Origin of the sequence: Aeromonas sp. MR19 (assembly GCF_963899305.1) — a bacterium.
Taxonomy (GTDB): Bacteria; Pseudomonadota; Gammaproteobacteria; order Enterobacterales; family Aeromonadaceae; genus Aeromonas; species Aeromonas bestiarum.
Genome location: NZ_CAWQWZ010000032.1, coordinates 26,289 through 38,978 on the forward strand (window position 1 = coordinate 26,289; position 12,690 = coordinate 38,978).

General features: G+C 63.9%; 14 protein-coding genes. 2 read left to right on the forward strand and 12 right to left on the reverse strand.

Annotated elements, in window-relative coordinates; all coding sequences use genetic code 11:
• Nucleotides 1–79: 79 nt before the first annotated feature.
• From AACQ95_RS14540 to AACQ95_RS14555, 4 genes are all read right to left on the reverse strand, one after another.
• A complete protein-coding gene (locus tag AACQ95_RS14540) occupies nt 80–580 on the reverse strand; it encodes a metal-dependent hydrolase (RefSeq protein WP_241278870.1) in 501 nt (166 codons plus the stop codon).
• A gap of 92 nt (nt 581–672) precedes the next feature.
• Nucleotides 673–1,230: a cytochrome b/b6 domain-containing protein gene (locus tag AACQ95_RS14545; RefSeq protein WP_241278871.1), complete on the reverse strand. Its 558-nt coding sequence runs from the start codon at nt 1,228–1,230 to the stop codon at nt 673–675.
• A gap of 48 nt (nt 1,231–1,278) precedes the next feature.
• Entirely contained in the window at nt 1,279–1,548 is a 270-nt protein-coding gene (locus tag AACQ95_RS14550; protein ID WP_241278872.1) for a PepSY domain-containing protein, read from the reverse strand.
• A 119-nt stretch (nt 1,549–1,667) separates the two neighbouring features.
• The gene (locus AACQ95_RS14555) at nt 1,668–2,120 is read right to left on the reverse strand and encodes a YaiI/YqxD family protein (protein ID WP_042868879.1); all 453 of its coding nucleotides are present in this window, start codon (nt 2,118–2,120) and stop codon (nt 1,668–1,670) included.
• 104 nt (nt 2,121–2,224) lie between these two features.
• Between AACQ95_RS14555 and zntB the strand changes: the two genes are divergently transcribed.
• Nucleotides 2,225–3,217 carry a zinc transporter ZntB gene (zntB, locus tag AACQ95_RS14560; protein ID WP_241278873.1) on the forward strand — a complete coding sequence of 331 codons (993 nt, stop codon included), beginning with the start codon at nt 2,225–2,227 and terminating at the stop codon, nt 3,215–3,217.
• A gap of 9 nt (nt 3,218–3,226) precedes the next feature.
• Nucleotides 3,227–3,745 (forward strand): mechanosensitive ion channel domain-containing protein, encoded by a 519-nt coding sequence (locus AACQ95_RS14565; protein ID WP_042868883.1) that lies wholly within the window; start codon nt 3,227–3,229, stop codon nt 3,743–3,745.
• Nucleotides 3,746–3,787: 42 nt separating this feature from the next.
• Here AACQ95_RS14565 and AACQ95_RS14570 read toward each other — a convergent pair whose 3' ends face one another.
• The 8 genes from AACQ95_RS14570 to AACQ95_RS14605 all read right to left on the reverse strand — a co-directional run bounded on the left by AACQ95_RS14570 (nt 3,788) and on the right by AACQ95_RS14605 (nt 12,517).
• Nucleotides 3,788–4,036: a hypothetical protein gene (locus AACQ95_RS14570; protein ID WP_241278874.1), complete on the reverse strand. Its 249-nt coding sequence runs from the start codon at nt 4,034–4,036 to the stop codon at nt 3,788–3,790.
• Between the two features lie 64 nt (nt 4,037–4,100).
• The gene (locus AACQ95_RS14575) at nt 4,101–4,685 is read right to left on the reverse strand and encodes a DNA-J related domain-containing protein (protein WP_241278875.1); all 585 of its coding nucleotides are present in this window, start codon (nt 4,683–4,685) and stop codon (nt 4,101–4,103) included.
• Nucleotides 4,682–6,469 (reverse strand): cation:proton antiporter, encoded by a 1,788-nt coding sequence (locus AACQ95_RS14580; RefSeq protein ID WP_241278876.1) that lies wholly within the window; start codon nt 6,467–6,469, stop codon nt 4,682–4,684. The genes AACQ95_RS14575 and AACQ95_RS14580 overlap by 4 nt, the downstream gene beginning before the upstream one ends.
• Nucleotides 6,470–6,645: 176 nt before the next feature.
• Nucleotides 6,646–7,167 carry an MltR family transcriptional regulator gene (locus tag AACQ95_RS14585; protein WP_042868891.1) on the reverse strand — a complete coding sequence of 174 codons (522 nt, stop codon included), beginning with the start codon at nt 7,165–7,167 and terminating at the stop codon, nt 6,646–6,648.
• A 127-nt stretch (nt 7,168–7,294) separates the two neighbouring features.
• Nucleotides 7,295–8,440 (reverse strand): mannitol-1-phosphate 5-dehydrogenase, encoded by a 1,146-nt coding sequence (locus AACQ95_RS14590; protein WP_241278877.1) that lies wholly within the window; start codon nt 8,438–8,440, stop codon nt 7,295–7,297.
• A gap of 37 nt (nt 8,441–8,477) precedes the next feature.
• Nucleotides 8,478–10,400, reverse strand: a complete 1,923-nt coding sequence (locus AACQ95_RS14595) for a PTS mannitol transporter subunit IICBA (protein WP_241278878.1) — start codon at nt 10,398–10,400, stop codon at nt 8,478–8,480.
• A gap of 455 nt (nt 10,401–10,855) precedes the next feature.
• Nucleotides 10,856–11,902 carry a heparan-alpha-glucosaminide N-acetyltransferase domain-containing protein gene (locus AACQ95_RS14600; protein ID WP_241278879.1) on the reverse strand — a complete coding sequence of 349 codons (1,047 nt, stop codon included), beginning with the start codon at nt 11,900–11,902 and terminating at the stop codon, nt 10,856–10,858.
• A gap of 21 nt (nt 11,903–11,923) precedes the next feature.
• Nucleotides 11,924–12,517, reverse strand: a complete 594-nt coding sequence (locus AACQ95_RS14605) for a TetR/AcrR family transcriptional regulator (RefSeq protein WP_241278880.1) — start codon at nt 12,515–12,517, stop codon at nt 11,924–11,926.
• Nucleotides 12,518–12,690 lie beyond the last annotated feature (173 nt).

Sequence of the window (12,690 nt, forward strand, 5' to 3'; positions counted from 1 at the left end):
CTCGGCAGGGGTTTGTTTTTTTCAGGGGGGATCAAAAGAGCTTCCGGCCAATCCACAGTCGCGTCGGGTCTGAGCCCGCTCAACCGGCCCAGTGGGCCCAGTAACCGGCGGCCAGCAGGGTGAGGGTGCAAAAGCCGGTCTCGACGGCACCGCCGCTCTTGAGCGGCCAGCCCGGCAGCCGGTAGCGCCGCTTGAGGGGCCAGAACAGCGGTATGCCGGCGGGGGTGAGCCAGTCCCCCAGCAGGTGGCTGAGGTAGCCGATAATGAGGGCATCCTTGACGCCGGTGGGCAGCAGGGCGGGAGCCAGGCTCTGATCCAGCCCCCAGATGGCGGCGGCCACCGCCAGCAGGCTGTGGGTGAAGCCGCGATGACCGAACAGCCGCGACAATGGCTTGGAGATCCAGGGCAGCCGCTGACCCAGCACGGACTTGGGGTGGTCGAGATCCGGCAGCAGGGCGCTGGCCAGTGCGGCGGGTATGGTCTGCCACAGGCTGGCATCGGCCAGGGCCGGCGTGAGCTGGAACTTGTGGGCGAGCAGGGTGCAGGTGACGGAAAACAGCAGGTGCCCTTGGGCTGTCATGGTGGCTTACGGCATGGAGAAATGGCGGCGCATCTTACCAGTGTCGCGGGCCATTGCAGCAAAAAACCGGGGCCGGCGGACCGGCCCGGTCATTAACTGCGCGGATCTTCCACCTTGGCATCGGCGGGCACCCGTTTTTTGCCCAGCACCATGGCGCGCAGCAGATCGCTGCGGGTGAGGCGGTCGGTCAGGATCACCACGGCGGCATGGACACCGACGGCGGCCATCAGGGTGTTGGCGACGACCTCGTGCAGCTCTTCCATCCAGTCTTCACCCCAGAAGGCATCCCAGGTGGTGAACCAGCCGGTGGCCAGGGTGCCGACCAGCGACAGCAGCAACAGCCAGATCATCAGGGCGCCGAGCGGATTGTGGCCGAGATAATAGGGGTGACGGCCCTGCGCCAGCTGGCGCAGGTAGTAACGAATGCGGGCCGGCGTCGGCCACCACTGGCCGAAGCGGGCGTAATGGGGGCCGACCAGTCCCCACAGCAGCCGGATCAGCAGCAGGGCTGCCAGGGTATAGCCGACGTATCTGTGGTTCTTGCTGCCCTCTTCCAGTACGAAGAAGTTGAGCAGGCAGAGGATCACGGTCGCCCAGTGAAACACCCGGATGAGGGGATCCCAGACTTTCACTTCAGACGGGGTTGTCATGGCAAGGCTCCATCAAGGGGGCCGGCGACAGACCGGCCCATGGCTCGGTTATTCGTCTATCTCTTCTTTCACTTTCTTCAGGTCGGTCGGGTCGAAGTAGATCTCGACCTTGCGCTTCTCCTTGTCCCAACCGTAGATCTCGTAGCAGTGGGTCTTGGTCACCTTGAACTTCTTGATGTCGTAGCCCATCGCCTTGATCTTCTGCTGGGCATCCGCCTCGCTCAGCCACTGGCTCTTGTCGGTCTGGGTACACTGGGGATCGGCCAGAACGGCGCCGCTGAACAGGGGGATCAGTAACAACAGAGGGGTTAGTTTCATGTGTGCTCCTTGCGGGTGGGTGTGAAACAGCCACAAGGTTAGGGCACCAAACTTAAGGAAAAATTAAGCACAAGGAGGTAGGAATGAATATCCCCGGCTGGATGCCGGGGAGGCCGCAATCAGCTCAGCTTGCCCTTGAGCAGCCACTTGTCGAGGGCGTTGGCGAAGCGCTGCTTGTCGGCGGCGTTGAAGGGTGCCGGGCCGCCGGTCTGCACCCCGGCCGAGCGCAGCTCCTCCATGAAGTTGCGCATGCCGAGCCGCGCCTGGATGGTCTCGCGGGTGTAGATCTCGCCGCGGGGGTTGAGCGCCTCGCCACCGGCATCTATCACCCAGGAGGCGAGCGGTATGTCGCCCGTGATCACCAGATCCCCCGGCGTGACCTGCTGGGCGATCACATGATCCGCCACATCGAATCCCTTCTCCACCTGCTGGGTCTTGATGAAGGGGGAGGGGGGAACGCGCAGCCCCTGATTGGCCACCAGCGTGGTGACGACCTGGGCGCGGTGGGCGGCGCGGTAGAGGATCTCCTTGACCGGGAGGGGGCAGGCATCGGCATCGACCCAGATGGGCATGGCATGGCTTCCTGTGTCTGAAATTAGGCCGCATCTTAACATGGCCGGCGCGGGGCGGCTGCCCCGGGGCTGAGTCAGGCCCGGCTTTCGTGTAAGCTGGGCCGATGAATCGGAACAAGAAGGACGAGCAGATGGATCGGGTGCCCAGTGACGTGATTTATGGCCTGACCCTGGATGGCAAGGGCGGCATGCAGCCGCTGGCGGCGGGGAGTGAGATACCGGGGGATAAACCCGGCTGGTTGCATCTGGATTACGGCAATCCGGAAGCGGCCCGCTGGCTGCTGCAGACCCCGCTGCTCAATGACGCGGCGCGCGAGTCCCTGCTCGGCCAGAGCAACAGGCCCAAGCTGGTGCGGATGGGGGAAACCGTGCTGCTGATCCTGCGCGGCATCAACCACAACAAGGATCACAGGCCCGAAGAGATGGTGGCGCTGCGCATCTATATCACCCCGGATCTCATCATCAGCAGCCGTCGTCGCGCCTTGTTGTCGGAGCAGGACGTGTATGGCCAGCTGAAACTGGGGGGCGGTGCCGATACCCCGGCCGACTGGCTGGTGGAGATCTGTGACGCCCTGACCGACAGAGCGGGGGAGTTTGTCGAGGAGCTGCACGATAAGATCCTGGATCTGGAGGAGATGGTGCTGATGCGCGACCTGCCCGCCAACGGCAGGCTGGCGCTGATCCGCAAGCAGCTCATCATGATCCGCCGCTACCTCTCCCCCCAGCGGGATCTGGTGGCGCGCCTCGCCAACGAGAAGATCAGCTGGCTGGACGAGGATGACAGGCGCCGCCTGCTCGATATCGCCGACCGGCTGCGGCGCTGGCTGGATGATCTGGATGCCGGGGTGGCGCGCACCGCCGTGCTGGCGGACGAGATCAACAACCTGATGGCGGAGGCGACCAATCGCCGGGCCTACCAGATGTCGGTGATGGCGCTGCTGTTTCTGCCCGCCAGCTTCCTGACCGGCCTGTTTGGCATCAACCTGGGGGGGATCCCGGGGGCCGAGAGCCCGACCGCCTTCTGGGTCTTCTGCGGCTCCCTGGTGGCACTGGCCACCGGACTGGCCGTCTGGCTCAAACACAGACGCTGGTGGTAAGGAGCCGTCATGACCATGTGGCAATCTTTTGGCGTGACCCTGCTGCTGTTGCTGGGCCACACCCTGATCCGCAGCCTCATTCACAAGAGTCTGCTGGCGCTGGCCCAGAGCCGGCAGGTGAGCGAGAACCGGGTGCTCTACGTGGAGCACGTGTTCCACTTCCTGCTCGGCTGCGCCACCCTGCTGATCCTGGCCGGGGTGTGGGGGCTCGACTTCTCCCGGCTGGTGGTGCTCGCCTCCTCCTTCTTCGCCGTGCTTGGCGTCGCCATGGTGGCGCAGTGGTCGATCCTCTCCAACATCACCGCCAGCATCACCATCTTCTTCGCCTTCCCCTACAAGATTGGCGACCGGATCCGCATCCTCGACAAGGACGATTCCGTCACCGGCGTCATTACCGAGATAGGTCTGTTCTACCTGAGGGTGCGCGATGACAACGGCGATCTGGTCACCTATCCGGCCAACCTGATCCTGCAAAAACCGGTCAGACGGCTGGAGGGCAAGGGGGCGGAACCCTTGCAACCTGAATGAGAAAAGGCTCCCTCGGGAGCCTTTCTTGATCCTGAATGCCGCTCAGCGTTCGAAGAAGCGGTAGAGATGCTCGACCTGGATCGGGCAGTCCGCCACCAGATGCACGTGCTGGCGGGCCTCCTCGATCGAGCCGAAATAGCGGGGGCAACCCAGGGTGTCTGTCAGCTCGTACAACCTGCCATCCTGACCCCTGAACTCCACGATCCAGCCCGGCAGTATGGCATCCTGCAGGATCTCGGCTTCCTCGAAGGCTTGCTGTTGGTAGAGCAGGCGAAGTTCACTGACTGTCATGATGTCCTCCTGTGACTCTTGGCGCCTCTTCAAGTCTAGTGGCTGGGGCAGGGGGCGGCCCGGCTCATTTGGCTGTGTTCAGGCACTCCCAGGCCCAGCGAATGCGGATGAAGGTCTCGGCATCGCCACCCCGATCCGGGTGGTGTTGCAGCGCCAGCTCCCGCCAGCGGCGGCGCACTGTCTCCTGGCTGGCATCTGCGGTCAGCTCGAACAGGGCCAGCGCCTCCGCCCTGCGCCCCGTTCCGTCATAAGCGAGCCAGAAGCGGGTGAGCAGGGCCTCCACCTCCTCCCTGTCGGTCTGCCAGAACACCCGCCAGTCCAGGTAGTAACTGCGCAGCGGCTGGCCGAGGGCCAGCCTCTGGCGAGTATCTGTTGCCCCGGCAAGGGGTTCGAGCCGGATATCCAGGGTGCTGATCACCAGCCACCAGCCCTCGTCATGAAGCTCGGCCTGCAGCTGGTAGAGGGCGTTCATGATGAGGAAATTGACCCGAAACAGCTGCAACTGCTCATCCTCCGCCAACGTCGGAACCGCCCCCTGCCGGCGCAGGGCGGCCAGCAGCTCGTGTACCTTGTAGCCGCCCCTGGCCTGTTGCAGCAGGGCCAGCAGGGGGGCGAGCAGCGGATTGTGGTGGTGCGACGTCTCGCTCATGAGCTGGCTGCCTCCTTCGGCGGTTGCAGGGCGATCAGCAGCTCCCCCGCCAGCGGCGTGACAGGGCCTGTGACTATGCGGGGCCTGGCCTTGCCATCCAGCACGAACAGCGGGATGGCACCGGGATTGGCCACCTGGTATTGCGCCCAGTCAAACGCCTCGCTCAGGCGGGTCGCCTTGATCTGGCCGCCCCGGCTCAGCAGGCCGCTCAGGCGGGCATAGTTGACCTCGGGGCCGAACAGGTTCTGGCGGGCGCGGAAGGTGGCGCTCTCCCGGTTCGCCTTGCCGTGCTGTTCGCTGGAGCGCAGGGAGTAGACCTTCTCCTCGCCATAGAGATGAGCGAAGTGCAGCACGCCGAGGGCGTTGTTGTGACGGTTGGGGGAGAGCGCCAGCACAGTGCTGATGCTGGTGAGCGGCAGGTGCAGCTCGGCATGTTCGGACTGCGGATTGCCGAAGTAGCAGGGCAGATTGCTCATGCGCGCCTGCCTGCAAAATTCCCAGGCCGGGTCGCAGAGCTGCACTGGCACCCCCTGCTCAGCCAGCGCCCGGCCTATGGCCCGCGCCACCGAGTTGGCCCCTATGATGAGCCAGGTGCTGGGGGCGCTCTGGCGCATCTTGAGCAGGCCCGCCAGCGGCGCAGAGGTGAGGCTCTGTAGCACCACTGTGGAGATGATCACTGCAAACACCAGGGGCACCAGCTTGTCCGCATCAGGAATATCGGCCTGATGCAGGCTGATGGCGAAGGAGGCGCTGACCGCCGCCGCCACTATGCCCCGCGGCGCTATCCAGCTGAGCAGGGCGCGGGCTCGCCAGGAGAGATCCGAGCCCCAGGTCGAGACCAGGATGCAGAGCGGGCGCGCCACGAACTGCACCACGCACAACAGCGCCAGCACCATGGGGCCGAGTTGCCAGAGCTGGGCCAGATCGAGGCGGGCCGCCAGCAGGATGAACAGGGAGGAGATGAGGATGACGGCGAGATCCTCCTTGAAGGCCAGCACCTCCTCCAGATCCAGCCCCTCCTGGTTGGCGAGCCAGATGCCGAATACTGTGACCGCCAGCAGGCCGGATTCGTGGCTGAGCCAGTTGGAGAGGCTGAAGGTGACCAGCACCAGCGCCAGCACCCCGAACTTGTGCAGGCTGACCGGCAGCCAGTCCTTGCGGATCAGCAGTGTGGTGAGCCAGCCGGCGGCCACCCCGATGAAGGAGCCGACCCCCACCGTTTTTGCCAGTGCCAGCAGGGTGTGGCCGATGAGATCCCCCTGACTGCCGAGGCGCACCGCCTCGAACACCAGCACGGCGAACAGGGCACCGATGGGGTCTATGACTATCCCTTCCCAGCGCAGGATGCGGTCTACTTCCCGGGTGGGGCGGATCACGTTGAGCATGGGGGCGACCACGGTCGGCCCCGTCACCACCAGCACGGCGCCGAGCAGCATGGCGACCCGCCAGTCCAGCCCCAGCAGGAAGTAGCTGGCGCTGCCGATGACGGCGAAGCTGGCCAGCATGCCCACCGAGCAGAGGTTGCGCACCACCTTGCCTATCCCCTTGAGCTCGGCCAGATGCAGGGTCAGGGCCCCTTCAAACAGAATGATGGCCACCGAGAGGGAAACCAGCGGAAACAGCAGGTCGCCGAGCAGGGCATCGGGGTCGAGCAGACCGCTGACCGGGCCCAGGGTCAGGCCTGTGAGCAGCAGAAACAGGATGGCGGGCACCCGCAGCGACCAGGCGAGCCACTGGGCCAGCACTGAGACCAGGGCGATCCCGGCCAGGGAGAGAGCAATCATGCAGACCTCGACTCAGCTAATGGACTAGGGGGAAGTGTAGCGGGGAAGCTGGTCAGATTGACACCCGGTGGCGGCGCGAGCAAGGGCTGCGGGGATGGGCGCGACAGCCGGCGTCATGGCCGTTGGGAAGAAGGGGTGGGCAAGGGGAGGCTGCCGAGCTGACGCCTCCAGCCGGATTAGATGGGGCTCTCTTTGTGGAGATCGGTGACGCAGTCGGCCACCGCCAGCACCAGCGCCGAGCGCACCACCTGATCGAGCCGGTTGAGCTGCATCTGGTAGAAGGGCCAGTCTTCCTCGTTGGCCGGGGGATCCTGCGGCATCATGCTGCCCTGGTTGAGACCGTGCAGACGATTCAGCAGATCGCGGATCGGCTTGTCGCTGAAGCGGTAATCCTTGGGATCGCGCACCAGAAAGTCGCGGATCTTCAGGTAGGCTTCCAGATCCTGATAGCGCTCGAGGGAGATGAGACCGAGGGCGAAGATGAGCTTGAGGCGCACCTCCAGCTGGCCGAGGGGGCCGCTCTGGTTGAGCAGGGGTTCGATGGCGTATTTGACGGCATACTCCTCCTGGCGGAACGCGCGCCGCATCAGGGAGTCGACCGCCTCTTCCAGGATGGTCACGACTTCGAGAAAGAAGCCGCGGGGGCCATCCTGCTCGTTCAGTCGTTCCAGTACTTCATCTTCCTGGTGTGTGGTCATAGGTGCTTAGGGTCCAGCTGACAGGGAGAGAGAGTGCCTCTCTCCCGGTTTTTATCATATGGGGCGAATTCCCATGCCATTCAACCGGTTGATGCGGCGGTCCGGCGATGAGTGCGCCCCATCAGGGTCACTTCAAGGTGTCGTAACGGGCGACGATGGCACGCACTATCTCGCTGTCGGCGGCAAGGCCTGTCACCCGGGCCAGGGCCTGGGCCGGGCCAAGCTCTGCCAGCAGGCTCTGCAGCTCCACCGCCTGGGGGTCATCGGCGTTGCGATAGTGCAGCGCCGCGGCTATCCCCTCCTGCAGGTGATCGCTCGGCAGGCCGTACTCCAGGGTGCCGAGCAGCGGCTTCACCAGCCGATCCCCCGCCGCCAGCTTGCGCAGCGGCTGACGGCCGACCCGATCAATCTCGTCCACCAGATAGGGGTTGGCGAAGCGGGCCAGGATCTTCTCGATATAGGCGGCGTGCAGACGGGGATCGAAGCCGTAACGCTTCACCAGCACGGCTCCGCTCTCCTCCATGGCGCGGCGCACCTTGCTGCGGATCACAGGATCTTCAATCGCCTCGCGCACGGTGCGATAGCCCCGCAACTTGCCGAGGTAGGCGGTGACTATGTGGCCCGTGTTGAGGGTGAACAGCTTGCGCTCGACGAAGGCCATCAGGTTGTCGGTGGGCTCCATGCCCGCCACCTGCGGCAGTTCGCCCTTGAACTGGGTCTGATCGACGATCCACTCGCTGAAGCTCTCCACCGTCACTTCCAGCGGATCGTCGTTGGCCGCCGCCGGTGGCACTATGCGATCCACCGCCGAGTCGACGAAGCCGATGCAAGATTCGAGCGTGGCATGATACGCGACCGGCAGGAACTTGAGTACCTCCTGCTTGAGATGGCTGGTGCCACGCACCATGTTCTCGCAGGCGATGACGTTGAGCGGCGTCAGGTTGCCAGCATCGAAGCGGGCCTGCAGCCCCTTGGCCAGGGTGCTGGCAATCTTGTCCAGGATATTGGGGCCGACCGCTGTGGTGACCAGATCGGCAGTGATGATGCGGGCGATCACCTCGTGACCGGCGGAGCTGACCGCCGCCACGTTGCGCACCACGTCCAGCTTCTGATCCGCCCCCACCACGTGCACCTTGTACTCCTGGCGGTGGTTGAGCTGATCGATCAGGGTCTCGTTGACGTCGGCGAAGGTGACCTGGTGGCTGGCGTCCGCCAGCAGTTTTCCAATGAAGCCACGACCTATATTGCCGGCACCAAAATGCAATGTTTTCATGATATTAACCTCTACAACCAAAGACGATGAAGGACGATTACGCAGCCTGTTCGGCACCCAGCAGATCCAGAAACTCCTGGGGATCCTGGGTGCTGGCCAGCCGGTCGATGAGACCGGGTTCATCCAGTGCATTGGTCAGGCGGGTTATCACCTGCATGTGCTCGTCGTTGCGGGCGGCGATGCCGATCACCAAGCGCGCCACTTCATCGGCCGCCTCGCCGAAGGCGACCCCGGCCGGATACTGGCAGATGACGATGCCGGTACGCTTCACGAACTCCTTGGCGGCTATGGTGCCGTGGGGCACGGCGATGGATTCGCCGAGGTAGGTGGAGACCAGCTGCTCGCGCTCCAGCATGGCGTTGACGTAGTCGGGCGCCACGTAGCCCCGATCCGCCAGCAGCTTGCCGGCAGCCCGGATGGCGGCCTCCTTGTTGTCGGCCTTGAGCCCCAGGTGCACGTCCTGACGGCTCAGGGTGAACACCTCGCTGGCTTGCGGCTCGTAGTGGTCGTCGTTGGCAGCCACCAGCAGCTGGGGGTGGGCGACGTCATCGTTGGCAGCCTGGGTCAGGCTCTGCACCAGCTCCTGATAGAGGCCGTTGTCGAGGAAGTTGGTGAGCGAGATGTGGTGGGCGTGCGGCGCATGGCGACGGGCCCGCTCGGTCAAGTCCTTGTGGGTGATGACCCAGTCCACCTGATCGTCGAGCTGATCGATGGCGCGGTTGGTGACGCTGATGTCGAGCCCGGCGGCCTGCACCCGCTTGCGCAGCATGCCGGCGCCCATGGCGCTGGAACCCATGCCCGCATCGCAGGCAACCACGATATTGCGCACCGCCATCAGTTCACCGCCCGGCTTCTTGGCCGCCGCGGTTTCGGGTTTGGCACCCTTCATGGCTTTCATCTTGCGAGTGGCTTCACCCAGGGCATCGGCCTCGTCGGCTTCCGGCTGCTGGGCGCGCACGAACACGGCGGCGACCAGGAAGGAGACCAGGGTCGAGCAGATGATGGAGAGAGCAACCCCGATCAGGGAGGCTTTCGGCGTCATCAAGAGCACGGCGAAGATGGAGCCCGGCGAGGCGGGGGAGACCAGACCCGCGTTGAACAGGGTCAGGGTGAAGACCCCTGTCATGCCGCCGGCGATCACCGCCAGTATGAGGCGCGGGTTCATCAGCACATACGGGAAGTAGATCTCGTGGATGCCACCGAAGAAGTGAATGATGGAGGCACCGGCAGCGGACTGCTTGGCGGCACCGCGACCGAACACCATGTAGGCCAGCAGCACGCCCATGCCCGGGCCCGGGTTCGCTTCGATCAGGAAGAAGATGGAGCGGCCATGCTCGGTCGCCTGCTGGATCCCCAGCGGCGAGAAGATGCCGTGGTTGATGGCGTTGTTGAGGAACAGGATCTTGGCCGGCTCGACGAAGATGGAGGTGAGCGGCAGCAGGTTGTTGTCCACCAGGAAGCCGACGCCACCGGCCAGCACGCCGGAGAGCACCTTGACGAAGGGACCTATCACGAAGAAGGCGAGGATCGCCAGCAACATGCCGATGAGGCCGGCGGAGAAGTTGTTGACCAGCATCTCGAAGCCGCTCTTGACGTGGCCTTCCATCACCTTGTCGAAGCGCTTGATGGCCCAGCCACCCAGCGGGCCGACCATCATGGCACCCATGAACATGGGGATGTCGGTCCCCACTATGACGCCCATGGTGGTGATGGCACCGACCACGCCGCCCCGTTCACCACCCATCAGCTTGCCGCCGGTATAGCCAATCAGCAGCGGCAGCAGGTAGGTGATCATGGGGCCGACCAGCTTGGCCAAGGTTTCGCTTGGCAGCCAGCCGGTGGGGATGAAGAGTGCGGTAATGAAGCCCCAGGCGATGAAGGCGCCTATGTTGGGCATGACCATATTGGACAGGAAGCGTCCAAAATTCTGTATCTTGACTTTGGTATCCGGTGATAACATGTCGGGACCCCGTTTTAAGCCTGTTTGATTAAAAGTGGTAGTCGGGATGACGGGTTTTGCCGAACCCCCATCCCAGTCGTCTAAGCAACTTCAATCTACCAGCTTGTGATCAAATTAGGCTGAAAACGGGGTGTCTTGTGACATACCTCTCAAATACCCAGACCACCCCCCTCCCTTCATGGTGACGCCGATCACATTCAGACGCTGTAGTTTGGCTACATTTCGATCTTTTCTGCCGATCACGCAGATTTAATGTGATAAAGATCACCTTATGTGGTTTGCGCAAACTGGCTGTCAATGTGATGTGAATCACAAATGCATTATTTGTATTCAAATGGGGCGATCGCAGTGACCCCCAATCAGCGAGTCAGGACGATGAATCCTTCACTTTATGTCATTAATCACCAATGAATCAGTTATTTTGTAACCCACTTTCAGCTTTCCACTCAGCTCCTTCAGCCGCACAGCCGGCGCATCACCCCCTCCAGCGGGTCTCGCTCGAAGCGCTGACTCCATAGAGTGGCAAACAGCAGTGCCGCCAGGGCGAAGAGGGCGGCAGCCAGCACCACCTCGGGCAGATCCTGCCCCTGCAGCCAGCCCAGCGCTTCCAGCACGCCCATGCCGATCATGATGTGGGCAATATAGAGGGTCAGCGTCTGCCGTCCGACCGGCAGCCAGACCCGCCACCAGCGCGCATGGGGCAGGGCGCGGCCGAGCCAGAGACAGAGCGCGATCAGGGTGCTGGCCGCTCCCATGCCGAACAGCAGGTAGAGCGGGGCCGGAGGTATGGGTTGGGTCGCCAGCAGAGGCGCCAGCTCAGGCTGGGGAAACAGTGTCAGCAACCAGAGCGACAGCCCCTTGGCCAGCCCCATGGCACTCAGCCCGCCGACCAGCAGCCTGCGCTGTACGGTTGCACTCGCGAGGGCCTGGCGGCTCAACCAGAGGCCGTAGAGCAGAAAGCCCAGCCAGGGCACCACGGGGTGCCAGCCATTGAACAGCAGATTGCGGACGAAGCCGTGCAGGGTCCAGAACTCGGGATAGCTGAAGCTGTGCCACTGCCAGCCCTGATCGTAATTGAAGTGAAACAGCAGGCTGACGAAACCTGCCGCCAGCAGGGGGATCAGGGCGAGCAGCCAGAGGGAGGGAAGCCGCAGACAGCAGGCCCCCAGCAGGAAGTAGACGGCGTAGTAGTGAATGATGTCGGCCGGAAACACCAGGTAGTTGAGCAGCCCCAGGATCAGCAGGAACAGAGCCCGCCTGGCGGTGTGGTGCATGGCTGCCGGCCAGCTCAGCTTGCGGGTCGACAGACCCAGGCCTATGCCTGCCAGCACCACGAAGCTGGCGGCGGAGCGCCCCTCCAACGCATCCAGCAGGGCTTTGAGCCAGTCAGGCCCGCCCGTCAGCACCCCCATGGCGATGCGAAAGTTCACCAGCACCATGCCGAGCAGGGCCAGGGCGCGGGCCAGATCCAGTCCTTCCAGTCGATTGAGCGAGGTGCTCATGATGGCGACTCCTTGGGGTGATCAGCTGGCCGGGCCCAGCAGCAAGTCCAGCAACTGGGGCAGTCGTTGTACGACCGGCGCCTGCTCCGGGTGCAGGGCCAGGGCGTGGCGCAGGGCCTGCCCCTCCAGTGCATCCAGCAGCAGCTGGGCCGTGAGATCCGGCACCAGGCGGGCAGCCAGCTCCCCCGCCTGCTGGCCACGGCGCACCGCAGCAGCCAGGGCATCACACAGCTGGCGCTGGTTGCTGGCAAAGGTGGCGGCCATCTCGGGGTGGCGGGTCAGCTCGGCCAGGATCTCGGTGCCGAGCAGCAGGTTCTCCGGGGTCAGCGACCAGGCGAGGTAGCCGGCGGCGAAGCGGGCCAGCGCCGCGCGGGCCGGCCCCCGGGTCAGCTCATCCAGCAAAGGTTGCAGCTCGGCCGCTTCCAGCGAGGCGATCAGGGCGATCAGCTCCTCCTTGCGGGCGAAGTGGTTGTAGAGGTTGCCCAGACTCACCCCGGCGGCGGCGGCTATGTCACGCATTCCGGTCTGGTGGAAGCCCCGCTCGATGAAGCAGTCGAGGGCGGCCTGGATGATCTGCTCCCGCCGCAGCTCCAGGCGGTTGTGATTGACGGACATGGCCGGTTTCCCCTCTGCTGGTTCAAGTTTAATGAGCGAACGTTCGTTCATTTATGATGTTCACCTTATCCCCGGTGTGAAAAATAAGCAAGCCACAGCTGGCCAAGAGGACGCACCTCCTCGGTCGGCAGGCTCAGGAGCAAGCCATGCGTCCGCCGAGCAGCCCTTAACCC

Excerpts from the sequence above, each read along its gene's own strand:
- AACQ95_RS14540 (WP_241278870.1), bottom strand. The coding sequence starts at position 580 with ATGACAGCCCAAGGGCACCTGCTGTTTTCCGTCACCTGCACCCTGCTC.
- AACQ95_RS14545 (WP_241278871.1), bottom strand. The coding sequence starts at position 1,230 with ATGACAACCCCGTCTGAAGTGAAAGTCTGGGATCCCCTCATCCGGGTG.
- AACQ95_RS14550 (WP_241278872.1), bottom strand. The coding sequence starts at position 1,548 with ATGAAACTAACCCCTCTGTTGTTACTGATCCCCCTGTTCAGCGGCGCC.
- AACQ95_RS14555 (WP_042868879.1), bottom strand. The coding sequence starts at position 2,120 with ATGCCCATCTGGGTCGATGCCGATGCCTGCCCCCTCCCGGTCAAGGAG.
- zntB (WP_241278873.1), top strand. The coding sequence starts at position 2,225 with ATGAATCGGAACAAGAAGGACGAGCAGATGGATCGGGTGCCCAGTGAC.
- AACQ95_RS14565 (WP_042868883.1), top strand. The coding sequence starts at position 3,227 with ATGACCATGTGGCAATCTTTTGGCGTGACCCTGCTGCTGTTGCTGGGC.
- AACQ95_RS14570 (WP_241278874.1), bottom strand. The coding sequence starts at position 4,036 with ATGACAGTCAGTGAACTTCGCCTGCTCTACCAACAGCAAGCCTTCGAG.
- AACQ95_RS14575 (WP_241278875.1), bottom strand. The coding sequence starts at position 4,685 with ATGAGCGAGACGTCGCACCACCACAATCCGCTGCTCGCCCCCCTGCTG.
- AACQ95_RS14580 (WP_241278876.1), bottom strand. The coding sequence starts at position 6,469 with ATGATTGCTCTCTCCCTGGCCGGGATCGCCCTGGTCTCAGTGCTGGCC.
- AACQ95_RS14585 (WP_042868891.1), bottom strand. The coding sequence starts at position 7,167 with ATGACCACACACCAGGAAGATGAAGTACTGGAACGACTGAACGAGCAG.
- AACQ95_RS14590 (WP_241278877.1), bottom strand. The coding sequence starts at position 8,440 with ATGAAAACATTGCATTTTGGTGCCGGCAATATAGGTCGTGGCTTCATT.
- AACQ95_RS14595 (WP_241278878.1), bottom strand. The coding sequence starts at position 10,400 with ATGTTATCACCGGATACCAAAGTCAAGATACAGAATTTTGGACGCTTC.
- AACQ95_RS14600 (WP_241278879.1), bottom strand. The coding sequence starts at position 11,902 with ATGAGCACCTCGCTCAATCGACTGGAAGGACTGGATCTGGCCCGCGCC.
- AACQ95_RS14605 (WP_241278880.1), bottom strand. The coding sequence starts at position 12,517 with ATGTCCGTCAATCACAACCGCCTGGAGCTGCGGCGGGAGCAGATCATC.